The sequence below is a fragment of the Mesorhizobium sp. M0045 genome (assembly GCF_040323385.1).
Taxonomy (GTDB): Bacteria; Pseudomonadota; Alphaproteobacteria; order Rhizobiales; family Rhizobiaceae; genus Mesorhizobium.
The window spans coordinates 150158-175462 of sequence record NZ_JAMYUY010000003.1 but is presented as its reverse complement, the minus strand read 5'-3'; the positions used below and the strand labels follow the sequence as shown (position 1 = coordinate 175462).

General features: G+C 63.2%; 28 protein-coding genes and 1 pseudogene. 14 read left to right on the top strand and 15 right to left on the bottom strand.

What is annotated here, in order from left to right:
• Positions 1 to 234 precede the first annotated feature (234 nt).
• Positions 235 to 1980: an adenylate/guanylate cyclase domain-containing protein gene (locus tag NKJ72_RS05835; RefSeq protein ID WP_352476231.1), complete on the top strand. Its 1746-nt coding sequence runs from the start codon at positions 235 to 237 to the stop codon at positions 1978 to 1980.
• A gap of 536 nt (positions 1981 to 2516) precedes the next feature.
• Complete coding sequence (locus NKJ72_RS05830) at positions 2517 to 3098, top strand: dienelactone hydrolase family protein (protein ID WP_352476230.1); 582 nt, start codon at positions 2517 to 2519, stop codon at positions 3096 to 3098.
• Between the two features lie 168 nt (positions 3099 to 3266).
• On the opposite strand, the gene NKJ72_RS05825 is transcribed toward NKJ72_RS05830, so the two are convergent.
• Positions 3267 to 4223, bottom strand: a complete 957-nt coding sequence (locus NKJ72_RS05825; protein WP_352476229.1) for an alpha/beta fold hydrolase — start codon at positions 4221 to 4223, stop codon at positions 3267 to 3269.
• A 204-nt stretch (positions 4224 to 4427) separates the two neighbouring features.
• On the opposite strand from NKJ72_RS05825, the gene NKJ72_RS05820 reads away from it, so the two are divergent.
• Positions 4428 to 5420: a hypothetical protein gene (locus tag NKJ72_RS05820; protein WP_352476228.1), complete on the top strand. Its 993-nt coding sequence runs from the start codon at positions 4428 to 4430 to the stop codon at positions 5418 to 5420.
• A gap of 1 nt (position 5421) precedes the next feature.
• On the top strand, positions 5422 to 6897 hold the full coding sequence (locus NKJ72_RS05815; protein ID WP_352476227.1) for an FAD-dependent oxidoreductase: 1476 nt from the start codon (positions 5422 to 5424) through the stop codon (positions 6895 to 6897).
• A gap of 24 nt (positions 6898 to 6921) precedes the next feature.
• Here NKJ72_RS05815 and NKJ72_RS05810 read toward each other — a convergent pair whose 3' ends face one another.
• Both NKJ72_RS05810 and NKJ72_RS05805 read right to left on the bottom strand, forming a co-directional pair.
• A complete protein-coding gene (locus tag NKJ72_RS05810) occupies positions 6922 to 7392 on the bottom strand; it encodes a YbhB/YbcL family Raf kinase inhibitor-like protein (protein WP_352476226.1) in 471 nt (156 codons plus the stop codon).
• 49 nt (positions 7393 to 7441) lie between these two features.
• Entirely contained in the window at positions 7442 to 7879 is a 438-nt protein-coding gene (locus tag NKJ72_RS05805) for a DUF2267 domain-containing protein (protein WP_352476225.1), read from the bottom strand.
• A 72-nt stretch (positions 7880 to 7951) separates the two neighbouring features.
• On the opposite strand from NKJ72_RS05805, the gene NKJ72_RS05800 reads away from it, so the two are divergent.
• Entirely contained in the window at positions 7952 to 8566 is a 615-nt protein-coding gene (locus NKJ72_RS05800; RefSeq protein ID WP_352476224.1) for an Hsp20/alpha crystallin family protein, read from the top strand.
• 76 nt (positions 8567 to 8642) lie between these two features.
• Here the strand turns inward: NKJ72_RS05800 and NKJ72_RS05795 are convergent, their stop codons facing one another.
• Entirely contained in the window at positions 8643 to 9071 is a 429-nt protein-coding gene (locus NKJ72_RS05795) for a CBS domain-containing protein (protein WP_502895512.1), read from the bottom strand.
• Between the two features lie 286 nt (positions 9072 to 9357).
• On the opposite strand from NKJ72_RS05795, the gene NKJ72_RS05790 reads away from it, so the two are divergent.
• The 3 genes from NKJ72_RS05790 to NKJ72_RS05780 all read left to right on the top strand — a co-directional run bounded on the left by NKJ72_RS05790 (position 9358) and on the right by NKJ72_RS05780 (position 11404).
• The gene (locus tag NKJ72_RS05790; protein ID WP_352476222.1) at positions 9358 to 10092 is read left to right on the top strand and encodes a phosphoribosyltransferase; all 735 of its coding nucleotides are present in this window, start codon (positions 9358 to 9360) and stop codon (positions 10090 to 10092) included.
• A gap of 11 nt (positions 10093 to 10103) precedes the next feature.
• A complete protein-coding gene (locus NKJ72_RS05785) occupies positions 10104 to 10781 on the top strand; it encodes a dienelactone hydrolase family protein (RefSeq protein ID WP_352476221.1) in 678 nt (225 codons plus the stop codon).
• 122 nt (positions 10782 to 10903) lie between these two features.
• Positions 10904 to 11404: a DUF6496 domain-containing protein gene (locus NKJ72_RS05780; protein ID WP_352476220.1), complete on the top strand. Its 501-nt coding sequence runs from the start codon at positions 10904 to 10906 to the stop codon at positions 11402 to 11404.
• Positions 11405 to 11477: 73 nt separating this feature from the next.
• Here the strand turns inward: NKJ72_RS05780 and NKJ72_RS05775 are convergent.
• The 3 genes and pseudogenes from NKJ72_RS05775 to betI all read right to left on the bottom strand — a co-directional run.
• Positions 11478 to 11653: pseudogene (locus NKJ72_RS05775) on the bottom strand (aspartate aminotransferase family protein); the annotation flags it as partial.
• A 27-nt stretch (positions 11654 to 11680) separates the two neighbouring features.
• Complete coding sequence (locus tag NKJ72_RS05770) at positions 11681 to 12982, bottom strand: flavin monoamine oxidase family protein (RefSeq protein WP_352476219.1); 1302 nt, start codon at positions 12980 to 12982, stop codon at positions 11681 to 11683.
• Positions 12983 to 13058: 76 nt separating this feature from the next.
• The gene (gene betI, locus NKJ72_RS05765; protein WP_352476218.1) at positions 13059 to 13754 is read right to left on the bottom strand and encodes a transcriptional regulator BetI; all 696 of its coding nucleotides are present in this window, start codon (positions 13752 to 13754) and stop codon (positions 13059 to 13061) included.
• Here betI and NKJ72_RS05760 point away from each other — a divergent pair.
• Positions 13745 to 14101 (top strand): hypothetical protein, encoded by a 357-nt coding sequence (locus NKJ72_RS05760; protein ID WP_352476443.1) that lies wholly within the window; start codon positions 13745 to 13747, stop codon positions 14099 to 14101. The two genes, betI and NKJ72_RS05760, sit on opposite strands and share 10 nt — an antisense overlap.
• 2 nt (positions 14102 to 14103) lie before the next feature.
• Entirely contained in the window at positions 14104 to 14364 is a 261-nt protein-coding gene (locus NKJ72_RS05755; protein ID WP_254816593.1) for a hypothetical protein, read from the top strand.
• 42 nt (positions 14365 to 14406) lie between these two features.
• Here the strand turns inward: NKJ72_RS05755 and NKJ72_RS05750 are convergent, their stop codons facing one another.
• From NKJ72_RS05750 to NKJ72_RS05735, 4 genes are all read right to left on the bottom strand, one after another.
• Entirely contained in the window at positions 14407 to 15465 is a 1059-nt protein-coding gene (locus NKJ72_RS05750; RefSeq protein ID WP_352476217.1) for a dipeptidase, read from the bottom strand.
• Positions 15466 to 15651: 186 nt separating this feature from the next.
• Entirely contained in the window at positions 15652 to 15951 is a 300-nt protein-coding gene (locus tag NKJ72_RS05745) for a GNAT family N-acetyltransferase (RefSeq protein WP_352476216.1), read from the bottom strand.
• Positions 15944 to 16579, bottom strand: a complete 636-nt coding sequence (locus tag NKJ72_RS05740; protein WP_352476215.1) for an alpha/beta hydrolase — start codon at positions 16577 to 16579, stop codon at positions 15944 to 15946. The genes NKJ72_RS05745 and NKJ72_RS05740 overlap by 8 nt, the downstream gene beginning before the upstream one ends.
• A gap of 10 nt (positions 16580 to 16589) precedes the next feature.
• Positions 16590 to 17522 (bottom strand): VOC family protein, encoded by a 933-nt coding sequence (locus tag NKJ72_RS05735; protein ID WP_352476214.1) that lies wholly within the window; start codon positions 17520 to 17522, stop codon positions 16590 to 16592.
• Between the two features lie 209 nt (positions 17523 to 17731).
• Between NKJ72_RS05735 and NKJ72_RS05730 the strand changes: the two genes are divergently transcribed.
• Positions 17732 to 19324, top strand: coding sequence for an alkaline phosphatase family protein (locus NKJ72_RS05730; protein WP_352476213.1), 1593 nt, complete (start codon positions 17732 to 17734; stop codon positions 19322 to 19324).
• 51 nt (positions 19325 to 19375) lie between these two features.
• Here NKJ72_RS05730 and NKJ72_RS05725 read toward each other — a convergent pair whose 3' ends face one another.
• On the bottom strand, positions 19376 to 20734 hold the full coding sequence (locus NKJ72_RS05725; protein WP_352476211.1) for a PRC-barrel domain-containing protein: 1359 nt from the start codon (positions 20732 to 20734) through the stop codon (positions 19376 to 19378).
• Between the two features lie 254 nt (positions 20735 to 20988).
• On the opposite strand from NKJ72_RS05725, the gene NKJ72_RS05720 reads away from it, so the two are divergent.
• Positions 20989 to 21909, top strand: coding sequence for a diacylglycerol/lipid kinase family protein (locus tag NKJ72_RS05720; protein WP_352476210.1), 921 nt, complete (start codon positions 20989 to 20991; stop codon positions 21907 to 21909).
• Between the two features lie 58 nt (positions 21910 to 21967).
• Here the strand turns inward: NKJ72_RS05720 and NKJ72_RS05715 are convergent, their stop codons facing one another.
• Positions 21968 to 22141: a hypothetical protein gene (locus NKJ72_RS05715; RefSeq protein WP_352476209.1), complete on the bottom strand. Its 174-nt coding sequence runs from the start codon at positions 22139 to 22141 to the stop codon at positions 21968 to 21970.
• 143 nt (positions 22142 to 22284) lie between these two features.
• Here NKJ72_RS05715 and NKJ72_RS05710 point away from each other — a divergent pair, with 143 nt between their 5' ends.
• Positions 22285 to 23811: a sensor histidine kinase gene (locus NKJ72_RS05710; protein ID WP_352476208.1), complete on the top strand. Its 1527-nt coding sequence runs from the start codon at positions 22285 to 22287 to the stop codon at positions 23809 to 23811.
• A gap of 56 nt (positions 23812 to 23867) precedes the next feature.
• Here NKJ72_RS05710 and NKJ72_RS05705 read toward each other — a convergent pair whose 3' ends face one another.
• Together NKJ72_RS05705 and NKJ72_RS05700 are read right to left on the bottom strand one after the other, a co-directional pair.
• Positions 23868 to 24347 carry a hypothetical protein gene (locus tag NKJ72_RS05705; RefSeq protein WP_352476207.1) on the bottom strand — a complete coding sequence of 160 codons (480 nt, stop codon included), beginning with the start codon at positions 24345 to 24347 and terminating at the stop codon, positions 23868 to 23870.
• Between the two features lie 10 nt (positions 24348 to 24357).
• The gene (locus NKJ72_RS05700) at positions 24358 to 24684 is read right to left on the bottom strand and encodes an ElaB/YgaM/YqjD family protein (RefSeq protein WP_254816582.1); all 327 of its coding nucleotides are present in this window, start codon (positions 24682 to 24684) and stop codon (positions 24358 to 24360) included.
• Positions 24685 to 24967: 283 nt separating this feature from the next.
• Between NKJ72_RS05700 and NKJ72_RS05695 the strand changes: the two genes are divergently transcribed.
• A complete protein-coding gene (locus NKJ72_RS05695) occupies positions 24968 to 25288 on the top strand; it encodes a response regulator (protein WP_502895520.1) in 321 nt (106 codons plus the stop codon).
• Positions 25289 to 25305: the final 17 nt, after the last annotated feature.

Here is a 25305-nt window from a genome sequence, read left to right as displayed (position 1 = left end):
AGAGGCTGCGTGGGCGTATCGCCGGTTGGCTGTTTGCGCGGCGACTGGATCGCTCCACGCCTCGCAAGCGGGATAGCGAAATCTCGTGAAGGCAAGGTCGAGCTGCGTTTTCCGTTCTGTATCGGCGACCGGCGGCGACTGGGAGAGACGGATACCATGCACATGGGGCGTCTGGAAGGTGCCAGGACATGGACGCGGGGCGGCCCGCGCGCAGGCGCTTGGTCGAGCGGTGCAATGACCACGCAGCGCCACCTCGCAGCGATCATGGTTTGCGACGTGGTCGGCTATTCGCGCCTGACGGAGCGCGACGAGCGCGGCACGCTCGAGCGGCTGAAGATCTACCGCAAGGACCTGCTCGAACCGCTGGTCTCTGAGCACCGGGGTCGGATCGTCAAGCTCACCGGCGACGGCATGCTGTGTGAGTTCGCGAGCGTCGTCAACGCGGTGGCCTCGGCGATGGCGATCCAGCAGGCCCTGGCAGAACACGAGGCGGAGATGCCCGAGGAAGAGCGGATTCGCTTTCGCATCGGCGTCAATCTCGGCGACGTGGTCTGCGAGGAGGACGGCGACCTCTACGGCGACGGGGTCAATATCGCAGCCCGCCTCGACGGCATCGCCGACCCCGGCACCGTGGTCGTCTCAGGCACCGCCTACGACCACCTTCAGGGCAAGCTCGACTGCAGCTTCACGCCGCTCGGCAATCTGCGCCTCAAGAACATCGAGCGGCCTGTGCGCGCCTACCGCGTCGAGACCGACGCCGGCGCCTCGGTGGCTGCATCGCCTCCGCTGCCCGCGAAACCCTCGATCGCGGTTCTGCCTTTTACCAACATGAGCGGCGATCCCGACCAGGAATACTTCGCCGACGGGCTGGTGGAGGACATCATCACGGGATTGAGCCGGGTGAACTCCTTCTTCGTGATCGCCCGCAACTCGTCGTTCACCTACAAGGGCCGGGCGGTGGACCTGCGCCAGGTCGGGCGCGAGCTGGGCGTCCGCTACGTGCTCGAGGGCAGCATCCGCAGAGCAGGATCGCGGGTGCGCATCAGTGGGCAGTTGGTGGACGCGATCAGCGGACACCATGTCTGGGCCGACCGCTTCGAGGGCGACGTGAGCGACATCTTCGACCTGCAGGACAAGGTGACCGAGAGCGTCGTCGGCGCTGTCGAACCGAGCATCCGGCTGCAGGAGATCAAGCAGGCGCGCATGAAGCCGACCGACTACATCGGTGCCTACGACCTCTACCTTCGTGCGCTGCCGCGCTTCTACAGCATGACGCGCGAAGGCTTCGCCGACGTGCGCCGGCTCACCAACGAGGCGCTCAGCATCGACCCAGACTTCACCCTGGCGAAGGCACTCGGTGCCTATATCCGCAGCCTGTCGGTGAGTCAGTGCTGGCACGAGCCCGACGATATCCGCGTCGCTGTGCGCATGGCCCGCGAGGTGCTGGCGGACGCGCGAGACGACCCGACAAGCTTGCGTTTCGCCGCGCAGGTGATCGCCTACAGCGCCAAGGATTACGAGACGGCGCTGGACACGATCGAACGGTCCCTGCTCCTCAACCCCAATTCCGCGCAGGGCCATACGGGCAGCGGCTGGGTGAACGCCCATTCCGGCCACCCCCTCGTTGCGATCGAGCACTTCCACAGGGCGATGCGGCTGAGTCCGGTCGACCCCGAGAAGGGCATCGCGCTCTCCGGCATCGGGATGAGCTACCTGATGCTCGAACGCTACGAGGAAGCGCTGGCTTGGGGAGAACGAGCGCTGCGCGAGATGCCGAATTACGGCTCCTCGCACCGGGTGGTGATCATGGCGCTGGTCAAACTCAACCGGCTGGACGAAGCGCAGGCGGCGGCGCGGCGGCTGATGGAGGCGTTCCCGACCTACACGCTCGGCCTGCAGAAGCAGATCAACCCGTGGCGGGACAAGGTGTTCGCCGAGCACTACGTCGAAGCGTTGGGTATTGCCGGCGTGCCGGAGTGATCGTCGCGGTTGCAAAGATGCCCGCTCCTGCGCGTCACGTCCGGCCAGGCGACGCGCCCCCTTGATCCCGCCTCGCTTCAGGAAGGATAGTTCTCTGGCCGGCTTGTCGAGGACCGAGCGCGTAGAGCAGCTGTGAACAGCCGGCGAGCTCTCTGTTGGGTTCGCGTCGAACTTCCGGTTTCCACCGATATGTTGAAAAAGTCGGCGTCGCGGTCGCCCGTGGCACTTAAAGCGACTTTCATGGCGCTCCTTCAAGCTGCCTTTCGCGCATCGGCCGGAGTCGACCTTGGCGGAAATTCGAACCAGACACTACCGTCGCGGTGCGTCCGTCTGGCGGACGCGGGTAACGCCGGAAGCATTTTCGTCGCCGCCTATCTGTTGGTGTAGATCGGCCGTCGCGTCGTCACACCGGGAAAAGACGATGCGCCGAGGCTTGTCATCATTTGGAAGTTCTTCGATGCACACCGAAATCGCTTGCAGTTCTGCGAAGCGATTCGCAATTGTCGCCGCAATCCACGTCCCACCTGGAGGCTCCCATGGCCGAGGTCCTGCTGTTCCACCACGCACAAGGGTTGACTCCCGGCGTGCGCGCGTTCGCTGACGACCTGCGGGCAGCCGGGCACACCGTGCATACGCCGGACCTGTTCGACGGACGCACATTCCAGAGTATTGACGAGGGTCTCGCCTACATCGGTGAGATCGGGTTCGACGACATGCGGGAGCGCGGCGTCCGCGTCGCCGGCGAACTGACGCCCGAGCTCGTTTACGCCGGATTCTCGTTCGGCGTACTGCCGGCGCAGAAGCTCACACAGACACGACCCGGTGCCTGCGGAGCCCTGCTCTTCCACTCCTGTCTGCCGATTAGCGGCGAGTGGGCGTTCGGACCCTGGCCGGACGGCGTCCCGATCCAGATCCACGGTATGGATAACGACCCGATCTTCATCGGCGAGGGCGACATCGACGCCGCTCGCGAGATCGTGGAGAAGGTCGAGGACGCGGAGCTGTTCCTCTATCCCGGCGACCAGCACTACTTCGCCGACAGCTCGCTCCCGTCGTACGACGCGGCTGCCACCGCACTGCTCACGCGGCGGGTGCTCGAGTTCCTGGACCGTGTCTGACCATGTCGGCGAGGGCCTCATTGAGGAGTATTGGCAGTTCTCGTCAAATCTCCATAGGGTCGAATTCGCGATCACCACCCGCGCGTTCGTTCCCTGGAGGGCTTCCGGACGCCGGCCCCGGCACCCAAATTCCTAATCTGTAGGTCACAGGTTCGATCCCTGTCGGGATCACCACGTTTTCAACAGGTTACCTGACGGTTGCGTCGGCGCTCGGCTGTGAACGCGTGCGAGGAAGTCGCGCACCAACGCAAGCGCCTCATCGAAATGGGTTTCCAGTAGCCAGTGGCCGGCGCCATCGAGGAGATGGAGCTCTGCTTGCGGCAAGTCGCGCTTGTAGGCGCGGGCCGATGCGGCCGGCATGTAGCCATCCTCAGGACCCCAGACGATCAGTGTCGGTGGTTGCCGTTCGCGCAGATAAGCCTGGTATTTCGGGAACCAGTTGAGGTTCGCCTCCAGCTTCTCCATCAGGCCGACCGCGAGCCGCCGACGGGGCGGCGTGTCCATCAGAGGCCAATGGAGTTTCCACAGATCCGGTGGCACGCGCTCGGCCACGACCTCGCCAACCTCACCGATGAACTCGTGGCGGAAGCCCTCCTCGCTCACCGCTTCTTCCAGCGGGCTATGCTTGTCGGGCGTCTTGTCGTTCCAATACGCCTTGATGGCTGCGTATTTCGGGCCAAGCACGTCTTCGTAGATGTCGCCGTTCTGGATGATAAGCGCGGCAACGCGCTCCGGATAGGCGATGGCGTGGCGCAATCCGATCTGCGAGCCGTAATCGTGCAGCCAGAGCGCATAGTGGGACAGGCCGAGCGTGTCCGCGAAAGCCGCCAAAAACCCGGCATAGGTCTCGAAATCGTAGCCGAATGCAGCCATGTCGGGCGTAGCGCTATAGCCGAAGCCAGGAAAGTCCGGGGCGAACGTGTGCCAGCGATCAGCCAGTCCGGGCATCAGCCTTCGAAACTGATAGGAGGAACAGGGATAGCCGTGCGGCAGCAGAAGCACGGGAGCGTCGGCCGGGCCTTCCTCGCGAAAGAAGACAGTAATTCCGTCAACTCTGATTTGGCGGTGTCGCAACTTTGCCTCCTCGATTGAAAGGCTCCGAAAATGACTGGTAACCTCCCGCATCCCGTTGTGAGCGCCTGGACCCGAAACTCATGATCAGGTCGAGGGTTCCCGGTCGCGGCGGTGGAAGCGACCAAGGAACCCCGCCGCCGATCAGATCGTTTGGCGATATCTGGCCAGATCAACCCGAGGCAGATATGCCGCATGCTCGCAATCGCATGGAGCCGAACATCGGCAAAGTCTGCCGTGGATTCGGGGCTTGGCGCAATGCTGCGTGACGTCGATTATGTCCTGCAAAAACTCGACTGGATGCGCGCCGAAGGCATCTGGCCCAACGGCTTGCGATATCTGTGGACCGATGCATTCGGGGTCGTGCTCTACGTCTCGCTTTATGCGGAACTTGGCGAAGAGCGCTGGCTGGACGAGGCCGAGCGGCTGGTGGTGGATGTCGAGCGTGTGCTCGGCCGGCGGCGCGGATTGAGGATCGGCGAAGCGCCGGATCGCGACGGCCAGTATTTCCACTATCTGGCGATGTGGCTGTTCGCCCTGGCGCGTCTCGGCGATCTGAAGCCGGAATATCGCAAGCGCGGCATTACGCTGGCGCGGGACATTCACCCGGCATTTGTGGTCCCCGGCCGCGGCGTGATCTGGAAGATGCAGGAGGATTTGAGCGGTCCTTACCCCGGCTACGGCCTCGGCAGCATGGATGCCTATGACGGCTACGTCTCATATCGCATGCTCGACGAAGAGGAACTGGCGCCCGAGATCGCGCAGATGCGTGACCTGATGGAGCGCGATTGGCGCACACTCGACGTCGACCAGGACCTCGGCCTCGGCATGATGCTGTGGCTCGCCCATTTCTTTCCCGACGAGCCGTGGGCCGAGGCCCAGACGGGGCGTTCGCTACGAACCCTGGAAACGATGTGGGTCGACCCGCCCGGTTATTTCAGCCGCGCGCCATGGCTGCGCGATACCAAGTTCGCCTTCACCAATTACGGCGTATCGCTCGGCCTGCAAGCCGCCGGCATCTGGCCGGGGCGTGTCGATAGGCTGAATGCCTTCTTCGAGGACTGGCGCTCCGGCGACGAATACGACCGCGAGGCGATCACCTGGGTGATGGCCTGCACCTCGCGCCTTCCCGGTGCTTTTCTGACCCGGGGTGGCGGGACAATGACTGAAAGAAGCAACCAAGCTCGGGAACGTTCCCCTGCTGGCGCGGTTGTCGATGGAAGTGCATCGAGACGCAAGGAGCGCGGTTGAAATGGCCATTCTCTTGGGAAAACCGGGAAGCTGTTGGGTAGCGGCAGCCAGATCCACGAACTACCCCCAGCTCGAAGGTTCGATCCGTGCGGACGCCGTTGTCGTGGGTGCTGGAATTGTCGGGCTGACGACGGCGCTTCGCCTTTGCGAGGCAGGCCGGTCGGTGGTCGTCGTTGAAGGCCTGCGCACGGGCGGACAGGTGACCGGCCGCTCGACGGCCAAGATCACCACGCAGCATGCACTGATCTATCGTCATCTCATCGACACTGTCGGCCGGGAGTTGGCCCAGGTCTACGCCGATGCGAATTCCGCCGGCGCCCGACAGATCCGCGATTGGGTTCGCGAGTACGCCATCGCCTGCGATCTCGAGGGCAAGGACGCCTATACCTACACCTGCAATGAAAGCCGGCGCGCGGAGGTCGCGGCCGAGGCGGAGGCCGCGCGCCAGGTCGGGCTGGAGGCCGAGATCCTCGACCACGCGCCGCTGCCTTTCGAAACGGCCGCCGCGCTACGGTTTTCTGACCAGGCGCAGTTCAATCCGGCGATGTATCTGGTTGGCCTGGCGGAAGCGGTGACGGCCCATGGCGGTCGGATCTTCGAAAACAGCCGCGCCACGTCGATCGACGAGGCAAGCCGCTGGCGCATCGTCACCGATGGCGGCGCCGTTGATGCCGGGCATGTCGTCGTCGCCACCAACATGACGGTGAAGAGCCCCATCGGCATGGCGAACCGGACGCAGCCGCGCTGCCACACCGCCATGGCCTTTCGGATCGACGAGCCCTTTACTGTCGACGGCATGTTCATCGGCATCGACGATCCGACGCATTCCATCCGCACGGGCCACGATGCCGAAGGGCCGCTGCTGGTCACGCTCGGCCCCAAGTTCAACACCGGCTGGGACGGCGACGTGGCCAAACGGTTTGTCGAACTGGAAAAATGGGCAAGAAAGAACCTTTCGGTCGGCGACGTCGCGTGGCGCTGGTGCAATGAGGATTATGATACGGCAGACAGGATTCCATATGCCGGCGAGCCCGATCCCGCCAAGGCAGCCGGCTTCCACATTGCCACTGGCTTCAACGCCTGGGGCATCACCAACGGGACGGCCGTGGGCGCGATGATCGCCGACCTGATCTGCGGCCGCCCGAGCCCATGGCAAAAACTCTACGATCCGGCCCGGCCCTATCCTGAGGACTTCCACAAGAACGGCCGCAGTCAATCGATCGTCTCGAGCACCCACGACATTGCGCCTGGTATGGGGGGCGTGATCGTCAGGGGAGAGGAAAAGATTGCGGCGTGGAGAGACACCGAAGGCGCACTACAGGCGGTTTCGGCGACTTGCACCCACAAGGGCTGCACCGTAACCTGGAACACTGCGGACCACACCTGGGATTGTCCCTGCCACGGCTCGATCTTCGCGGCCGATGGTTCGGTCATCCACGGCCCTGCCCGAAAACCGCTTGCCCAGATTACGCTGTGAAGGCGGCGACCGACGCCCTCCGCGTCACGCCGGCCGTTCGTAGGTTCCGACCAACTCCGTCTCCTCCAATGCGTGTTTCTGGGCTTGCTTCCAGACCTGATGCACGCCCGCCTGTCCCGGTACGCTGAGGCTCGGCACATCAAGCGCGGCCAGCCGGAAATGGTAATGATGGACGCCATGCCCTACGGGCGGCTGCGGGCCATCGTAATAGGCATTGCCGAAATCGTTGGTGCCTTGCCTGAGTGCCGACGGACCGGGCTTGCCGTCTGCTGCCTCGGCGAGTTCGCCGGCATCGGGCGAGATGTTGAATACCGCCCAATGTCCGAAAGTCCCGCTTGGCGCATCGGGATCCAGCACGACAAGAACAAGGCTCTTGGCACCATCCGGAACACCGGACCACTTCAGTGGCGGCGAGACGTTCTGGCCGTCACGCGTATACCTTTCGGGAATTTTTCCGCCTGCCGGGAACGCCGGGCTGATAAGGGTGAGTGGCATTGCTGTTTCCCCAAGAAGATTGCGACCAAGAAACCCGCGCCGGCGCCGTTCACGCCGCTTGCTGAGCTTCGGCGACGCGTCTGATCTCTCCTGGCAGGGATTCCCAGACCTTGTGCATCTGTCCTTCTCCGACATGATGGGCAAGCACCTTGGACACGGCCCTGAATGCATCCTTGGAATCGACCGGACGGGTGAATTCAAGCTCCGCCTTGATCTTGGCCAGAAATTCGTCGAGCGACCGCATCTTCTCGGGAGCCTTGGAAGGTTGATATTGGTCATTGAAGGCGCCACGCACCAGAATCGGCAGCTGCGAGCCGAGGTGGGCTGCAAGATCCGGCTGCATACGGTCGCGCAGGGCGTGTAGCACCGCTCCGAGAACGTGCCAGGCGACCTGCCGATCCGGTCCAATCTCGTCCATGATCTCGTCGAGCCAGATGTTCGTGGTCTGCAGTGTTTTGTCGAATACGTCGAGTCCAGTGGCGTTCATCGAATCCTCCTTCCGTTCAAATCCGATTACGGCGGATGTGACCAAACAGTCCTACCTGCCGGTTGTTCCCCGATGCGCATTCCGCGGTTTTTCGGACCGCCTTTCCCGGCCGGCGTGCGGAACATCCTCATGGGCGGACGAGTTTTATTTGCTGTCGCCGATCACATGGCGGCGAGCGATGCAAACAGGAAAAACAGGAGAAGAACCATGGCAAACCGTGACTTGGCGTCCTGGACGCCATCGCGAAGTCTTTATCCATCCGGACGAGATCCGCTTACGTCATTCCACCGGCAGATCGATCGCCTGTTCGACGACTTCTTTGCGCCAATGGCCGAAGCGACTACGGCCGGCGATCTTTGGCCGAGCGTCGACGTATATGAAACAGACCAAGCCTATAAGGTCACCGCCGAATTGCCGGGGCTCGAGCAGAAGGACGTTGAGCTCAAGCTGCGCGACAACACCCTCTCCATCACGGGCGAGAAGCGTTCGGAGCACAAGGAAGGCGTTGGCGGCCGCACCTATAGCGAACGCAGTTATGGCCGGTTTCAGCGGACCATCTCCCTGGATGCGGAGGTCGATGCCGACAAGGTGCAGGCCACTTTCAAGAACGGCGTTTTGGCTGTCGAGCTTCCGAAGAACCCCGCAGCAAAGGACAAGACACGCCGCATTGAAGTGAAAGCGCGATAGTTGCCAAGCTGAAGGCTGCCTGAGCAGGCGGTGCTCAGCTAAACGGCGAGCGCGGTACAACCTGCGGGCAAGCGCCCTAGCGCCGGGGATTGTCCGTCGCCTCGGAAACGCCTTCGAGAGCGATTTTGGCGGCTTCCTCATCGGTCCGCCCGAGGTCGGCCAGGGCGATGACGCCGACGAGGCGCTTGTCGTGGTTGATCACCGGAAGACGACGCACCTGATGCTTGGCCATGATCTTCGCCGCATCGGTGATATCGGCGTCGTCGAAGCACCAATAGACATGCTCGGACATGACCTCGCGGACGGTCGTGTTGCCGGCTGAGCGCTCCTCGGCGACGCCGCGCATCACGATGTCGCGGTCTGTCACCATGCCGACCAGCCTGTCATTCTCGCCGACCGGAAGGGCGCCGAGATTGTCGGCCCGCATTTTCCGGGCGGCATCCCTAATTGTCGTGTTCGGGCCGACCAGTTCGGTCCGACGGCTCATGATCTCCTGAACTTGCATGGGATATTCCTCTCTCTGACTGCTGAGGCAACAAGCCGCCAACCGCGCCTGCTGCTGCGCATCGCGAGATCGCCAGCTATCCTGACGAGGCATGTACGGATCACGATCTTCTCGATCCGCGCGCGAACGCGCCTCCCGGCACCTCGCGATCGAAACTATTCTTGGAACGTCCCGGCAGCGAGCGAGTTCCAAAATGATACCGGTGCCGCAGCCATCCCACGGGATGTGGCCGCAGGTTGGTGAAAGAACATCCACCGGGAAAACAGATGCACGCGGATTGAAGGTCATGGCTGTCCTCTTTTCAGATCGCCGCGAGGCCGGGCGGCGGCTCGCCGGGGAGCTCGTTCGCTTTGCCGGCCGCGACGACGTGATCGTATTGGCGCTGCCCCGAGGCGGCGTGCCGGTCGGCTACGAGGTCGCGCAGGCACTCAAGGCACCACTCGACGTCTTCGTCGTGCGCAAGCTCGGCGTCCCCGGCCACGAGGAACTGGCCATGGGGGCGATCGCGCCCTCCGGCGTACGTGTCCTAAACGACGAAATCGTCAGCGGTCTCGCGATCCCGCCACATGTCGTCGACGCGGTCGCTGCAAAGGAGGAAAAAGAGCTTCTGCGCCGCGAGCACCTCTATAGGGCCGGGCGACCTCCACCGCAGTTGAATGGACGGACCATTATCCTCGTGGATGACGGGCTTGCGACCGGATCGACCATGCGGGCCGGAATCAAGGCGCTGCGAAAAAACCACGCCGCCCGTATTGTCGCGGCCGTTCCCGTCGGTACCCCCGACACTTGCGACGCGATGCGGGCGGACGCCGACGAGGTCGTTTGCGCGACGACACCAGAGCCGTTGCTCGGTGTCGGGCGCTGGTACGTGGATTTCTCGCAGACGAGCGATGAAGAGGTCCGCGCGCTCCTCGCCAGGTCCGTGCCCAAGCCTGCAGCTTCCGACAAGACTGCCGCTTCCGAAGAGGAGTTGGCTGGGCACGCGGGCGCGGGTCCGGCGCGCGGCACCAGATCGCCATAGCGGAGGTGGATATGGACCGGCATAGCGAGCACGTCGTTCATGTTCCCGCGGGGCCTGTCACGCTTGAGGGCAATCTTTCGTTGCCCCCGGATGCTCGCGGCCTCGTGCTCTTCGCCCATGGCAGCGGAAGCAGCCGCCACAGCCCGCGCAACCGCTACGTGGCCGCAAGGCTGAACGAGGCGAACCTCGCCACCTTCCTCGTCGACCTGTTGACGGCCGAAGAGGAGCGGATCGACCAGGTCACGGCCGAGTTGCGCTTCAATATCGGACTGCTCGCCGATCGGCTGGTCGGCGTCACGGATTGGCTCGCCGCCTCCCCGGACACGTCGGGGTTGCGTCTTGGCTATTTCGGCGCGAGCACGGGCGCCGGTGCCGCCCTGGTGGCGGCGGCCGAGCGGCCCGACCAGGCCGCGGCGGTGGTTTCGCGTGGTGGCCGGCCCGATCTCGCAGCGCTCGCCCTGCCGCGCGTCCGGGCGCCGACCTTGCTCGTCGTCGGAGGCGCGGACACGCAAGTGATCGCACTCAACCGCTCGGCTTTGGTGGCGCTCCGCGGCGAGAAGGAGCTCGCCATCGTCCCTGGCGCGACACATCTGTTCGAGGAGCCCGGCGCCCTGGACGAAGTCGCGGATCTCGCTACCCAATGGTTCTTGCGCCATCTGGTTTCGGACAGATCGGCGTCGACGTCCTGACAGCCGGGGCTTGGATCACCAGTCCCGGGATCATTTGCGTCCTCAACGCGTTATGATCCTCATAAGACCGCGCGAAGCGGCAACCCGAAAGGCTGTCGCAACCCGTATGTGGGAGAAAGACAATGCCGGACAAGAAAACCATCGAGAAGGCCCGAAAGGACAAGCGCGAGGGCAAATCGCCGAGCACCCAGGCCGGCGAGTTCGTGCACGAGGAGATCGATAAAATCCGCCGCGGCGAGCACGGCGCGCGGTCGACCCAGCAGGCTATCGCCATCGGGCTTTCCGAGGCCAGGCGCGCAGGCGTAGACCTGCCCCCGCCCAAAAAGGGCAAGGTGAAGGAGAGCACGCGCAAGAGCGCCGAATACGCCTATGAGGCCGGCCAGGGCGAACGCACGCCGAAACGCCGCCCGCGGGTCTCGAAGGCCGTCTCCAAGGTGCTCGAGCACGAGCCGAAGAGCACGGCGTCGCACGAGGCGCTCTCGCAGCAGGCCAAGCGTGCGGCCTCGCGCCGGACGGCTGAGGAGCGCTCGGCCGCCGCGAAGAAGGCCGCCGAGACGAAAGGCGCCAGCGGAAGGAAGGCGGCGGCGCAGAAGGCCGCCAGAACGCGGGCACAGCACGCATAGTTCAGGACGGCAGTTCGCCTCCTGGAAACCCGATATGGCCCAAACGACCGGCGAGATCGCCAGTCATAAACGCTTATCCCCGCCACACCCCTTCCCGGCGCAGATCGTCCATCGTGCGCGAAATACCTTGGCGCAGGATCGACACCATGTCGTCGATCTGCTCGCGCGTGATGATCAGCGCCGGGACATGACGCACATATTGATCAGCGGCCTGACCAGCAGGCCGAGCTCGCGGCAATGCGTGTCGATCCCGCTCCGCAGCTTGATCTGCCTCGCTTATGGCCCCGAGGCTCTGCTGTCGATGGCCGACTGAATAATTTTTCGGGCAGCAATGCGGCCGGCGACGATGGCGCCCTCGACATAGCCCGGAAATGACGGCGACAGCTCCGACGAGGCAAAATGGACCAGCGGAGCGCCCGCACGGATAATGCGTTCGGCATCCGTTGCCGTCGCATCGACGATCAGATCGCTGTAACCGCCGCCGCTCCAGCGATCCCCGGTCCAGTCGCGATAACTGAGATCGATAATGCCGGCCGCCTCGATACCGAGCGCCTCTTCCAGCTTTGACGTCACCTTTGCGCGTAACGCCGCGTCGTCCATATCCCGCCAGCGCTGCGCCAGCGGCCCGCCGATGAAGACGACAAGTGCTGCATGATCCTCGTCCCTGCTGGCATCGCAGGCAAAAAGCCCGTGCGGGTCGCGCCACATCACCATGCCGCTCAAGCCCCTGTCGCGCCAGAAAGCCTTGGGGTAGCGCACCAGCATCTTGATCACCGCGCCGCTTTGCCAGACGCTGAGGGCCCTCTTCAGCACAGCCGGCAGCGGCGGCACGAAATCCACTCTCGAGGCCATCATCGGCGGTACGGCGACCAGTACCGCTCGTGCCTCGATCGCGCCGGCAGGCGAAACGACGCGAACCCCTCCCGGGCCGTGCTCAATGGCCTCGACAGCTGTACTCAGCCGCAGTCGATCGCCGAGATCCCGCGCAAGATCATCCGCCAGCGAATGCATGGTTTCGCCCACGAAATACTGCAGCTCCGACACCTCGTTGGTGATGCGGCGATCATTGTCGATCAAGTACCACAGCGGCAGCCTTTCCATTGCCAGGCACCACAGGCCCTCGATCATCGACCGAAAGGCGGCCTTCGCATCGTCGGGATCGGCCTGGCGATTGAGCCATGCCGCGACCGTCAAGCCGGCAATGGTCGGGTCGTTCGGTGCGATCGCGTTCATCCGCTCGCGCATTCGCATCGCGGTGCCGTAAGTGCGCCCGGCTTGCGCCTCCCCCATTCGCGGCTGCGTGACGAATTCGCCTGCGACATGGGTCTCGACCAATGTCTTGCCGCGCGCTCGTACCAGCGCCATTAATTCCGGCATGTCTTCGCACAAGAACTGGCCGCCGCTGTCGATCCGCTCGCCGAGCCCGTTCTGCACAGCTTCGACGCGGCCGCCGACACGGTCGCGGGCTTCGAGCAGCACGACATCGATGCCGGCGTGGTCCAATTCACGCGCGGCCGACAGGCCGGTGAAGCCGGCGCCGACGATCGCCACATCGGCTCGTTCGATCTTGAACTTCATTAGCCGGCCTTGATCTTCTCGAATGTCAGGGGCCGGATCATTGTCTTCATTGCTGGTCCACCCTCTTTTTGATGGTTCACGCCGGCCTGGCACCGCGGGCTGCGAAGTTCGGATAGTGCTTGGGGAATGCCGCAGACAGGAACTCATTCGCGGCCTGCAGCGCCGTCTCGCGTGTGGCGTCCTCGGTGCCCATCATCAAATGCAGCCACAGACCATCCAGCATGGCGCTGAGCGCCAGCGCCATGACTTGTGGCTCATAGGCATAGAAGCCGCTCTGCTTGAGCGCCGCGCTAAGATCGATGAAGATGTTCTGGTAGACGGCATCGCGTGCGCTGCTCAGCGCCTGATATTTCGGTCGCGATTTGGCCTCGCCCCAGAAGGCACACCAGGCAGCCAGCTTCCGCTTGTTGCAGATCGAGCGGTCGAAATCGGCCGCCACCAATGCCTGCAGCTGGCGGGCGGGATCATCGCCGGCCTTTTGCAAGGCGCTGCGCCAATGCGCCGAATACTCGTCATGCATGTACTGCAAAGTGGCGACGAGCAGCTTCTCCTTGCTCTCGAAATGGAAATTGACGATGCCGCGCGACAGGCCGGCGCCGTCGGCGACGTCGGCCATAGTCGTTTCCGAATAGCCGCGCTTGGCCAATGAATCGATAGTCGCTTCGATCAGTTGAACCTGCCTTGTCTCCTTCGACGCTTTGCGGCCGCGCTTATCGGGATCGCTTTTTCGCGCCGGTTCGAGGAGGGCTTCGCGCGCCTCTGTTGTCTTCATCGGGTGATGGTCTCCAGCATCGCCGGCTAGCCGACTTCGGCCGCGAAGATCAGTGGGACGGTGTTTGCCACTGTCAAGCACCTTCTGCATGGCTGCCCATATTCGAATGTTCTCGTCGAGACTGCACCCTTATAGAAAACGACGTCGAAGGCGCCGTCGGCGAAAGGCAACGATCCCGGCACGCGGACCAGATCAGCACCGCCGAGTCCGCCTGCAGCGGATCTTGGGTCGAGATCTACGCCAGGCGCGAGCTGCAATATCAAAAGCTGCTGAAGCGTGCCAAACTGGTGCCGCGGCTGGTCATCAAGCTCGGCCGCCGCACTGCCAATCCGCCTGCGGATTTCTGAATATGGCCGACGACATCGACAGTCACGAAATCGACGCCGAAGCCGCCGAACAGTGGCAGCTGGTCAATACGCCGCTCGGCGAAAAATGGTCGGGCCGCACGCGCTATGCCGCGGCCATGTTCTTCTACAAGCGCGGCGAGATGAGCGCTGAAACGCTGGAGGTCTACCGCATTTGTGCGAGGCTGGATTCGACCGATCCGCTGCCGATCATCCGCGACCGCGGCATTGGCCAGGACTGGCTTAAACGCATGGGTTTCGAATAGTCCGCCTCCAAACTGTGTTCCGGACAAGCCGGCATCACCCGCTTAGCCGATGGTCTTCTCCAAGATGCCGAGCCAGTTGCGATAGGCGATCTTCTCGATCAGCGCGCGCCCGAAGCCGCGCGCCGCGAAAGCGTCGAGCAATCTTGGCAGGCCGGCAACGTCGCCTATCACGGCCGGGATCATGGCGCCGTCGAAATCCGAGCCCAGGCCGACGCCGTCTTCGCCCAGCGCCTGCAGTAGTGAATCGACATGGCGCACCATGATGTCGAGGCTGGTGTCGGCGTTCATCCTGCCGTCCTCACGCAGGAACCCGGTGGCGAAGTTCAGCCCGACCATGCCGCCGGAGTCGCGGATCGCGCCGAGCTGCCATTCGGTGAGGTTGCGCGAATGGCCGCAGATCGCGTGCACGTTTGAATGGGTCGCGACCAGCGGTGCGTCACTGATCTCGACGACGTCGCGGAAACCTTTTTCGTTGAGATGCGAAAGATCGATCATGATCTTCAGCTGGTTGCACGCTTTCACCAGCGCCTTGCCGGCATCGGTCAGCCCCGGCCCTGTATCGGGCGACGAGGGGAAGCGGAACGGCACGCCGTGGCCGAAGGCATTGGGACGGCTCCAGACGATGCCGAGCGAGCGCAGGCCGGCTGCGTGGAGAACGTCGAGCAGGGTGAGCTCAGGGTCGATCGCTTCGACCCCTTCGATATGAAACACCGCCGCAATCGAGCCTTGCGCCATCGCCTTCCTCACATCGCCGGCGCTGCGGCAGACGGTAAGCGCCGAAGCCCGCTCCAGCCTGAACAGGATCGAGGCCATCGCTACGGTGGAGTTGAGCGCATCGGCGCGCGGAACCTCGGGCGGCAAGGGCTCGCTGTCGCTCGGCGCCAGCGGCACCGCACCGCGTTTGGATTTCTCGGCAGGCGGCGGGAAGATCGCGAACATGCCGCCGGCAAATCCGCCTTTCTTCGCGCGCGGCAGGTCGATATGGCCACCCGGCGTCCCCTCGACGAACAGCTTTTCGACGTCCGCATCCTTCGACTGGTAGAGCCTGAGCAGCGTGTCGTTGTGGCCGTCGAAGACGGGAACGAGATCGGATTCGGTCATGGGGGGCCATTCGGTTGAAGTGGTCGGGCCGCAGAAGGCGAGCCGGTTGTTGCCAATACTTAGGCAAGACGGGCGCTCTGCGCAAATCCCGCATGTTTGCCTTGTGTTTGTACGCCGCCAATGGTCGAAGGGGCACGCGGTAAAGCCGCGCACCCTTTCTCCTGTCATTCACCGAGGGGCTGTCTCTTACCGCTTCAGCACGTCCGCCCATTCCGGATGGCGGCGGAACTGAGCATTGGCGAACGGGCAAAGCGGGATGATCGTCTTGCCCGCCGCACGCGCATCCTCGACGGCACGGGTGACCAGGCGAAGTCCCGCGCCCTGGCCGCGAAACGCATCCGGCACTTCTGTATGGTCGATGATGATCTGGTGCTCGCCGATCTTGGTGAAGGTCATCTCCGCCTCGGCGCCGCCCGGCCCACGCAGCAAGTAGCGGCCCTTCGAGCCGCGGTCCTCCAGTTCAATCTCCGGCAATAGGTCAGACATGGCTTGCGGTCCTTTCATCCGACGCCACGGCGAACAACCGCCGCGCCGCCTCGATCTCGCCCGGCCGCACCTCATGGCCGCCGTCATGCCACTCGACTGTGACATCGGCGCCATCGGCGCGCAAATAGGCTTCGAGCCGCGCCGTCAAATTAGGCGGACAGATCGGGTCTCGCCTGCCGGCGGTGACCAGGATACGGCTGCCGCCAAGGCTGCCCTTGACCTCCGGCTCGAACGGGATCAGCGGATGCATCAGCACCGTTGCGTCGAACAGCGACGGCTCGGCAAACAGCACCGAGGCCAGGATGTTGGCGCCGTTGGAATAACCGAGGCCTAGCACCGAAGATGGCTTTGCCGCCTCGACATGCGCCTTGACGAAGCCGGCCATCTTGTCCGTCGCTCGCGTTAGGTCGCCCATGTCGTAAACGCCCTCGCCGGTACGACGAAAAAAGCGTGCGGCGCCTTGTTCCGAGACATCGCCGCGCGGGGCAACGATCGTCGCTTGCGGCGCAAGATCGCGCCCAAGCGACAGAAGCTGATCCTCGTCGCCGCCAGTGCCATGGAAGACGAAGAGCAACGGTCCGCCCGGCGAACCGGGCAGCACCTTGTGAATATACGAATCCTTGCTCATAACCTTGCCCTCAGTCTTCCAGTTTCTGCAGATGCTGCTCGAGATAGGGCCGCAAATGCTGGTGTTGCGACGGCAGTTTCAGCGCCTCGCCGAGATGGGCGGTATCCTCGTCGCGGTCGAAGCCCGGCTCGTTGGTGGCGACTTCGAACAGCACGCCGCCCGGTGTGCGGAAGTAGATCGCCCAGAAATAATCGCGGTCGATCACTGGCGTCACCTGATAACCTGTATCGAGCAGCGCCTTGCGCACTTCGAGCTGCTTGGCCCGGTTCTCGACGGCGAAAGCGACATGGTGGACAGAGCCGGCGCCGAGATTGGCGAAGCCGGCCCCTGGCAGCGATTCGATATCGACCACATCGGCGCCGTTGCCGTTCTTCACCGCCAGCCGCCTGACGTTGCCGGATTTGTCGACCTCCTCATAACCCATGAATTTCAGCAGCTCTTCGGTGGCGCCGCCATCTTTCAGCCTGAGCGACACCGAGTGGAAGCCGCGGATCGCCTCGTCGGTGGGGATGCCACCCTTGGCCCATGGCGCACGGCTGTCCGCTCTGTCCTCGACCAGCGCAAACCCGTCGCCGTCGGGACCGGCAAACGCAAGACGCTTCTCGCCGAACGTCTCCTCGCGTGACAGCCCGGTGACACCTTGCTCGGCAAACCGTTTCTCCCAATAGCCGAGCGTGCCCTCGGGCACCGAATAAGCGGTGGTGCCGACTTCGCCGACTCCATGGCGGCCTTTGCCGATGTTCGGGAACGGAAAGTAGGTCATCACCGAGCCGGGCGTGCCGACCTCGTCGCCGTAATAGAGGTGGTAGACGTCAGGTGCGTCGAAATTGACGGTTTTTTTGACCCGCCGCAGGCCGAGCGTCCCGGTGAAGAATTCATTGTTCTGGCGCGCATCGCTGGCCATAGAGGTGACGTGATGCAGGCCCTTGACCTGGTCGAGCATGTCTGTTGCTCCTTTCCTTGTGTCGGTGCGGCCCTTGCCGCTGTCCACGCGAATATGAGCATCCACCTCCTGGCCGCAAAGGCGGCAAACACAGAATAGACTGTGCTGTTAAAGTGAACGACGAAGCAGGTTTTGTTCACCATTCGGCAAACTGGACCGGCTTGCATACGCGCCGAAATTGCGCTCCATGAGCGACGCATGTAGCCAGCATGAGGATACAGCGGTTGAGTGGAAAACGCCCCAACATTCTCCTGATCACCTGCGACCAATGGCGCGGCGGCTGTCTGTCAGCTGCTGGGCACAAGGTGGTAAGGACGCCGAATGCCGACGCGCTGGCTGCCGAGGGCGTTTTGTTCCGGAAGCACTATGGCGGCGCCGCACCTTGCTCGCCGGCGCGCGCCTGTCTCTACACCGGCCTTTACCAGATGAACAATCGTGTCTGCCGCAACGGCACACCGCTCGACGCCCGCCACGGCAACATAGCGCTCTGGGCGCGCGCCCTCGGCTATGACCCGACGCTGTTCGGTTATACCGACACGGCGCGCGACCCGCGCACGCTGGCGCCTGGCGACCCGCAGCTGAAGAGTTATGAAGGCGTGCTGCCGGGCTTTACCGTGCGCCAGCTTCTGCCCGAGCACCAGAGGCCCTGGCTGTCATGGCTCAAGGCGCGCGGCGTCGATGCCGGCGCCGCCTCCCCCGACATCCACCGCCCGGCGGGCGAAATCCTGGAAAACGACGGCGAGATCAGTAACGCCCCGCCAGCCTATTCGAAGGACGAGACGCCGTCGGCCTTCCTGGCTGGCGAATTCATCCGCTGGCTCGGCGAGCAGGAGCACGATGCGCCGTGGTTCGCGCACCTTTCCTTCATCAGCCCCCATCCGCCCTTCATCGTGCCGGCGCCTTACAACACCATGTACGATCCGGCCGTCGGCCCAGCTTTTGACCGCGCCGAAAGCTGGCAGGCCGAAGCAGCAAGCCACCCCTATCTCGCCTATGAATTAGACCGGCAGGAACGGTCGAAATTCCGCCCCGGCTCGGAGGGTAAGGTGCGCGACTGGAGCGACGATAGTTTTCGCCGCATCCGGGCGCTCTATCACGGCATGATCTCGGAGGTCGACGCGCAGCTTGGCCGTGTCTGGCAAGCGGTCAAGGCGGCCGATGCATGGGACGACACCGTCATCGTGCTGACCTCAGACCACGCCGAGATGATGGGCGATCATTTCATGCTGGGCAAGGGCGGCTTCTTCGACGGCAGCTTCCATATTCCGCTGATCATTCGCGATCCGCGCCGCCGCAAGGCTGCCGGCAGCAGTGTCGACCGCTTCACCGAGGCGGTCGATTTGGCACCGACCTTGCTCGAGCTCACTGGGCTCGAGCTCACCGGCGGCGAAGTACTGCCGCATCTCGACGGCCGCTCGCTGGCGCCTTTCCTGGACGCAACGGAGCCGGACGATTGGCGCGATGCGGCGCATTGGGAGTTCGATTTCCGCTCGATCGCCGATGGTGATGCAGAACGCTATTTCGGTATCGGTCCGCGTCAGTGCAATCTCGCCGTCATCCGCACCCAAAAGTTCAAATATGTGAATTTCGGGGGCGGCCTGCCGCCCTTGCTCTTCGACCTGGAAAAAGATGCCGGCGAGCTGACCAACGTCGCTGACGACCCAGCCTATCTGCCGGTGCGGTTGGAACTTGCCGAAAGGCTGCTTGCCTGGCGGGCCGAGCATCTCGACCAATCTCTGGCGCTCGCCGAATTGACGGACAATGGCGTTGCCGGCCATGTCGCCGGCTTTCCCTCGATATAAACAAAGCCCGCGCCGTTGCCGGCGCAGGCTTCTCTGTCGACCTGTGTGCTGCTAGCGCATGATCATGCGCTGTTTGTCGCGGTTTTGCGCATAGCTGGCCTTGTCATAGGGGGCCTGCGCTTCGAGCTGCTCCTTGGTGAAGTTCGTGTAGAGATAGCGCTTGCCGTTCTTGTCGGTCATGAATTTCAGGTTGTCCATGCCGACCGCCACCTCCTTCTCGCCGACACCGAGGAACCCGCCGACATCGATAATGACTGCATCGACCTTTTTATCGGCGCCCAGCACGATATCGCCGATCTCGCCGACGTTGACATCGTTGGCGCCGTAAACGGTCGTTCCAACCAGATCCTCGGCCCGGATCTGGCCGATCGGCATTTCAGTCAACGTCGACTTGTCGATCGACCCGGTCTTGGTCTGGTCGGCCGTTGCGGGCGCTGGGGCGTTTTGAGCCGTCTTGCCGGCCTGGTCGGCGTTATTGGTCGTCGCAGTGTTGTTGGTCGACGCGGTGTTGCTGGCCATCACGGTAGGCGTGACGGTGGCAGGCGCATTGGCATCGTTCGAAGCAGTGGATGCCGGCGCCGGATCATAGGCCTTGCGGTTGAAGTCCGGCTGCGCCTGCAGCTCTTCCTTGGTGGTTTGCGCGACCAGCCAGCGATCGCCGTTCCTCTCGGCCCACTGCGCCTTGTCGAAATCATAGGCGACGTTCTTTTCGCCGATGCCGAGGAAGCCGCCGACGCCGATGATCAGCGATTGCGCTTTGGCTTCCTTGTTGATGACGATGTCGTTTACGTCGCCGATGTTTTGGGCGTCGTCGCCGGTGCCGTTATAGACGGTCTCGCCGATGATATTGGTGGCGAGATTGCCTTCGGCGCGCTTCACTGGCTCAGCCGGCGCGGCAGGCGCTGGCGTTGTATTCTGCGCGCTGGTCGAAGCCGAAGGGGCGGCGGGTGCCGCATTATCGGCCGAAGCTGGCGGCGGAGGCGGATCGTAAGGCTTCCGGTCGAAATCCGGCTGAGCCGTCAACTCATCCTTCGTCGTCTGAGCTATCAGCCAGCGGTCGCCGTTCTTTTCTGCCCATTGCATCTTGCCGTAGTCGAAGGCGACATTCTTGGTTCCGATGCCCAGGAATCCGCCGACGCCGATGACGACGGATTTTACCTCGCCGCGCTCGTCGAAGACGATGTCGCTGACGTTGCCGATATTCTGGGCATCGGCGCCGGTGCCGTTATAGACGGATTCGCCGATGATGTTGGTAGCAAGGCTGCCCTCCGCCCGTTGCACCGGAGCGGCTGGAGCGGGGTTCTCTACTGCGGGTGGTTGCGCCGGCGCCGGGGTCGTCGCCGACTGCGCAAAGGCACCCGTCGCAATCAATGTTGCGACTGCTGTCGTGGTTAAAAGGGTGCGGATCATCTTAGTGTCTCCTCGTCGGTGATTTCGTGCACGCCCTGCCCGCCTGGCGTCACTGCGGGCGCAGCGTCTTCTGCATGTTCACAACGTTGTGACCACACTGTTGTTCCGAAAAAAGCCGTGGTGCACTCGGTACGATGCCAATGGTTCTTGGATTCACCGCGCTGGTCGAAAGGAACATTTTCTCGGCCGCGCCGTTCCACTCCCGGCTGGGACCCCGTCCCGGCCGGATGGGTGCTGGAAAAAATGGAACGGCCATGCGGTTTGCAGCGGTGCTGAACAAGGACGGCGGCACCCTGCGCACCATCGATCTTGAGGCCTTCGCCAGTCGGATGCGCGGCACGCTTGAGACTGCCGGCCACTCGATCGATATCGAAATCGTTGCCGGCAAGGACATCGTCGCCACACTGGACGGCGTAGCTTCCAGGCGCGGCATCGACGCCGTGCTGGCCGGCGGCGGCGACGGCACCATTTCGGCCGCGGCAGCCCGTTTGATGAATGGGGAGAAGGCACTGGCAATTCTGCCGGCTGGCACAATGAACCTTTTTGCGCGCGGCCTCGGCATTCCGCAGACCCTCGATGCGGCGCTGAAATCGTTTGCCGACGGCGAGGTGATGGCGATTGACATTGCAACAGCCAACGGCCGGCCTTTCGTGCATCAATTCTCGATCGGCATGCATGCCAGGATGGTGCAACTGCGCCAGAAGATGGAATTCGGCTCGCGGCTGGGGAAGATGCGTGCCTCGGTGCGAGCCGCTTGGGCAACGATCAACAACCCGCCGGCGATGAACGTAACGCTGACGATCGGCGAGGCCGAGATCAAAACCCGGATCACCGGTATCGGCATCACCAACAATCTGTTTGGCGAGGGCCACCTGCCCTATGCCGATGATCCGGCAGGCGGCGTGCTGGGCATCTATGTCACCGTGGCACGGCGGCGCGGCGAATTGATCAGGTTCCTCTTTGACGTCGCCCGTGGGAAATGGCGCGGCAACGAGCATGTCGAAATCCATCAGGCAAACCGCGCCGTTTTGAAAATCCATTCGACGAACAGGAAAGTTCAGGCCGTCATGGACGGTGAACTGGTAAAGCTCGATCGCGAGACGACCGTCGAAATCCATCCGCGCGCGTTGAATGTTCTCGTCCCGGCGCGCGCCGCCGAGGCAAAGGTTGCCTGACGTGGGATGCCTGATGTGGGGTTGCGTGATGCGATCTGGCACGAGCGATGGGGAGAACCTAGCCGCTGGGCGTGTTGCTCTGTTCGGTCTTCGGCGTCTCGATCATCCAGCCGTAGATTTCGGCGACGCCCCAGGCGATAAAAGCCAGCAACAGCGCGGCGATCAGGATACGAAGGACATGCCGACCCTGCCGTCCTTGACGGGCTTTGTTTTCAGGAATGGTTTTTGGCATTGTCTGGCTCCATATTTGGCGCCGGCAGGCGTAACTGGCGGGGCGTTGGCTGGTAACGGTCCCCCGCAGCGAAAGTTCCGGCTCTGCAAGGCGGCAAACGGGCCGGTTGGCCTGATCAATCAGAGCCGGCCACTGGGGGCATAGTGGACGACAATAGCCAGAACACGCCGGGCCTGCCGGCCGATATTCGCCGTGTGGTGGGCGCCGCGGACCGTCTTGCCGTGCTGCACGGCCTCGACGCGCTGGACAGGGCTGCCGACCCTGACTTCGATCGTATCGGTGGTCTTGCCGCTTCGGCGATGCAAACGCCTGTCGCACTGATCACGCTGGTCGACGCCGAGCGGCAGTGGTTCAAGTCCTGTATCGGCCTCGACCAGACCGAAACCGCAACCGAGACATCGTTCTGTGCCTATGCCATCGCAGCCGGCAACGTGCCGATGGTGGTGGCCGACGCGGCGGCCGATCCGCGGTTCAAAGCCAATCCGCTGGTCACCGGCGAGCATCATATCCGCTTTTACGCAGGCGTGCCGATCATGATCGACGGCGCGCTGATCGGCACGCTGTGCGTGCTCGACCGGAAGCCGCACGCACATCCCTCCTCTGTCCAGCTCGACCAGTTGTCGGCGCTCGCTGGGCTCGCCGCCAGCCTGTTCACGCTGAAGGATGCAACCCGCAGCGCGGCGATCGCCAAGGCCGCATTGGTTCGAGAGGAAAAGCGGCGCGCTATCGCGCTCGATGCGGCTTCGCTTGCCAGCTGGGCATGGGATATCCGCAGCGACATGATCGACTGCGACGTCCTGCTGCCCGAATTGTTCAACCTGCCGAAGTCGAACAGACTGAGGGCGCGCGACATCCTGACCGCCATCGACCCGCGCGACGTTCACCAGACCGAAACACGCTTTCGCGACGCGCTGACCGGCAGCGATGACTATTTTGGCGAATACCGTGTCAGAGGCCTCGATCCGCCACGATGGATCGCAACGCGCGGCCGCGTCATAGAGCGCGACGGCGAGGGCAAGCCGACGCTGATCTTCGGCGTCAATTACGACATCACTGAACGCAAGCTAGGCGACGAACGCCAACGGCTGTTGCTGCGCGAGCTCAATCATCGCGTCAAGAACACGTTGGCAACTGTACAGGCGCTGGCCACGCAGACCGTTCGCCATGCCCGCCAGCCAAGCGAATTCCTCGGCGCCTTCAGTGCCAGGCTGCAGGCACTGGGCGTTGCGCACAGCCTGCTGTCGGACCGCGAGTGGCGGGGCATCGGCATCCGCGAGCTGGTGCAGATCGAGGTAAAGCCGTTCCAAGCCGCCGGACAATCGCGGATGGCGATCTCCGGCGCCGATGTCTTGCTCTCACCCGACCAGGCAGTCGGGCTCGGGCTGATCCTGCATGAACTGGCAAGCAACGCACTGCAATACGGGTCGCTCTCGGTTTCTTCCGGAAAGGTCGATCTCGATTGGAAGGTACAAGGGAGGAAGGGTGCACGGCGTCTGTTGCTGGCCTGGCGCGAAAGCGGCGGACCGCGGGTTGCGCCGCCCGAACGCCATGGCTTCGGCTCGATCCTGATCCGCCGCAGCCTGGCCAAGGTCATTTCCAGCGAGGTGACCCATGAATTCCGGCCGGATGGCGTTGTCGCCGAAATATCGATTCCGCTCGAAGATTTGTGACGCCGGCATTTTGCGACCGGCGCCAGAATCGTTTGCCCCGAACTATCCCCTCCGAACTATTCGCGTTTGCCGGTATCCGGATCATCCGAGCCGCGCTTCACGTTCTCGCGGTAGATGGCGTAGGCAGCGAGTGCTATCGCCGGGCCGAGAATGGCGCCCAACCCGCCCTTCGCCAGGCCACCTTTGCCCTTGAGCAGCGCCGGCAGCACGGCGAGTGCCGCAGTGATGCCGATAGCCTTAATGTCGGCGTTGCGTCGCTTCGCCCGGCGCCTGGCGCGCGAGCCGGCCGACATGCGGTAGACGAGCAGGATGAGACCGGCGATTGCCAGAAATCCGATCCCGAAGCTCAGGCAAGCTGCCATCGGCCCATAGCGTGCCGCCACCCAGATATAGGCCGCCCCGACGAGGAAGCCGAGGCCGCACAGCGCCGCGAGCGCTGCGACCGAATAGACAATCGCAGCGACGCGCACGCGCTGCACCGCCGCAATGGTTTCGCCCGAGGCAAGGCCCGAGATCAGCGATGCAAGCATTCCCATGCGTGCAGAACTAGCGGCGCGCGAGAAGCGCGAAGAGGAATCCGACGCCTGCGGCGATCGCCAGCGAAGTCACCGGTTTTTCGCGCATATGCGCTATCATCTGCGCCTCGATGTCCCTGGCGTTGGTGCGCAAGCTATCGAAGGCTGCCTCGCCCTGGGTTCGCAACTGCTCGACGCTTTCGGCGGCGACTCGCCGCGCCGCCCCGTAGCCATGTTCGCCAGTTTTGGCCAACAGCTTGGTAAGTTGATCGATGTCGGCCTTCAATTGTGCGATGTCGGCCTCAATATCGGAATTCGTGCGGGCTTCGTTCCCGGCCTTACCTGCGGCAGTCGCCATTGCTTCACTCTCCATGATTTTGCTCGGTCGAAACGCCCGACAGACCCCAAGGTTCCGGCGCGAACCTCTTCTAACCCTATCTCCGGCAGCGCGCGTTGCAAATGCCTTGCATGGGCCGAGGCCGACGCATCCGCGCCGGCACGTCTTTTTTAAATGACAGCATGCCAAATAACGATCATGACTTCCCTCGTTTCACGATACGCATTTAAGGAGATATTGCTGCGTGCGCGCATCACTTGACGGTTTGCGGATTCTTATCCTGGAAGATGAGTTCCTGATTGCCATGGATATCGAGCAGCTTTGCCGCGACTACGGCGCGCTCAATGTGGTCATCGCCCGTGATCTGACTGAGATCGAACAGCAAGACGTTGCCGCGCAGTTCGATGTCGCCATAGTCGACCTCATGCTGAGCGGCGTTTCGACGCTCCAATTTGCTTCGCGGCTGCGTGAAGCGGGCATCCCGTTCGTCTTCGCCTCCGGCTATTCGGATACGAACGAGATCAAGAAATCCTTTCCCGGCGTCAGACTGGTCACCAAGCCCTATTCGGGAGACGATCTCGTCGAGGCAGTGGCGGCGGCCTGCAGGCGAACGACTCTCCGCTGAGGCGCGGAGCGGTTCGA

Coding starts and splice junctions, on each gene's coding strand:
- NKJ72_RS05835 (WP_352476231.1), top strand. CDS start 235: ATGACCACGCAGCGCCACCTCGCAGCGATCATGGTTTGCGACGTGGTC.
- NKJ72_RS05830 (WP_352476230.1), top strand. CDS start 2,517: ATGGCCGAGGTCCTGCTGTTCCACCACGCACAAGGGTTGACTCCCGGC.
- NKJ72_RS05825 (WP_352476229.1), bottom strand. CDS start 4,223: ATGCGGGAGGTTACCAGTCATTTTCGGAGCCTTTCAATCGAGGAGGCA.
- NKJ72_RS05820 (WP_352476228.1), top strand. CDS start 4,428: ATGCTGCGTGACGTCGATTATGTCCTGCAAAAACTCGACTGGATGCGC.
- NKJ72_RS05815 (WP_352476227.1), top strand. CDS start 5,422: ATGGCCATTCTCTTGGGAAAACCGGGAAGCTGTTGGGTAGCGGCAGCC.
- NKJ72_RS05810 (WP_352476226.1), bottom strand. CDS start 7,392: ATGCCACTCACCCTTATCAGCCCGGCGTTCCCGGCAGGCGGAAAAATT.
- NKJ72_RS05805 (WP_352476225.1), bottom strand. CDS start 7,879: ATGAACGCCACTGGACTCGACGTATTCGACAAAACACTGCAGACCACG.
- NKJ72_RS05800 (WP_352476224.1), top strand. CDS start 7,952: ATGCGCATTCCGCGGTTTTTCGGACCGCCTTTCCCGGCCGGCGTGCGG.
- NKJ72_RS05795 (WP_502895512.1), bottom strand. CDS start 9,071: ATGCAAGTTCAGGAGATCATGAGCCGTCGGACCGAACTGGTCGGCCCG.
- NKJ72_RS05790 (WP_352476222.1), top strand. CDS start 9,358: ATGGCTGTCCTCTTTTCAGATCGCCGCGAGGCCGGGCGGCGGCTCGCC.
- NKJ72_RS05785 (WP_352476221.1), top strand. CDS start 10,104: ATGGACCGGCATAGCGAGCACGTCGTTCATGTTCCCGCGGGGCCTGTC.
- NKJ72_RS05780 (WP_352476220.1), top strand. CDS start 10,904: ATGCCGGACAAGAAAACCATCGAGAAGGCCCGAAAGGACAAGCGCGAG.
- NKJ72_RS05770 (WP_352476219.1), bottom strand. CDS start 12,982: ATGAAGTTCAAGATCGAACGAGCCGATGTGGCGATCGTCGGCGCCGGC.
- betI (WP_352476218.1), bottom strand. CDS start 13,754: ATGAAGACAACAGAGGCGCGCGAAGCCCTCCTCGAACCGGCGCGAAAA.
- NKJ72_RS05755 (WP_254816593.1), top strand. CDS start 14,104: ATGGCCGACGACATCGACAGTCACGAAATCGACGCCGAAGCCGCCGAA.
- NKJ72_RS05750 (WP_352476217.1), bottom strand. CDS start 15,465: ATGACCGAATCCGATCTCGTTCCCGTCTTCGACGGCCACAACGACACG.
- NKJ72_RS05745 (WP_352476216.1), bottom strand. CDS start 15,951: ATGTCTGACCTATTGCCGGAGATTGAACTGGAGGACCGCGGCTCGAAG.
- NKJ72_RS05740 (WP_352476215.1), bottom strand. CDS start 16,579: ATGAGCAAGGATTCGTATATTCACAAGGTGCTGCCCGGTTCGCCGGGC.
- NKJ72_RS05735 (WP_352476214.1), bottom strand. CDS start 17,522: ATGCTCGACCAGGTCAAGGGCCTGCATCACGTCACCTCTATGGCCAGC.
- NKJ72_RS05730 (WP_352476213.1), top strand. CDS start 17,732: ATGAGGATACAGCGGTTGAGTGGAAAACGCCCCAACATTCTCCTGATC.
- NKJ72_RS05725 (WP_352476211.1), bottom strand. CDS start 20,734: ATGATCCGCACCCTTTTAACCACGACAGCAGTCGCAACATTGATTGCG.
- NKJ72_RS05720 (WP_352476210.1), top strand. CDS start 20,989: ATGCGGTTTGCAGCGGTGCTGAACAAGGACGGCGGCACCCTGCGCACC.
- NKJ72_RS05715 (WP_352476209.1), bottom strand. CDS start 22,141: ATGCCAAAAACCATTCCTGAAAACAAAGCCCGTCAAGGACGGCAGGGT.
- NKJ72_RS05705 (WP_352476207.1), bottom strand. CDS start 24,347: ATGGGAATGCTTGCATCGCTGATCTCGGGCCTTGCCTCGGGCGAAACC.
- NKJ72_RS05700 (WP_254816582.1), bottom strand. CDS start 24,684: ATGGCGACTGCCGCAGGTAAGGCCGGGAACGAAGCCCGCACGAATTCC.
- NKJ72_RS05695 (WP_502895520.1), top strand. CDS start 24,968: ATGGATATCGAGCAGCTTTGCCGCGACTACGGCGCGCTCAATGTGGTC.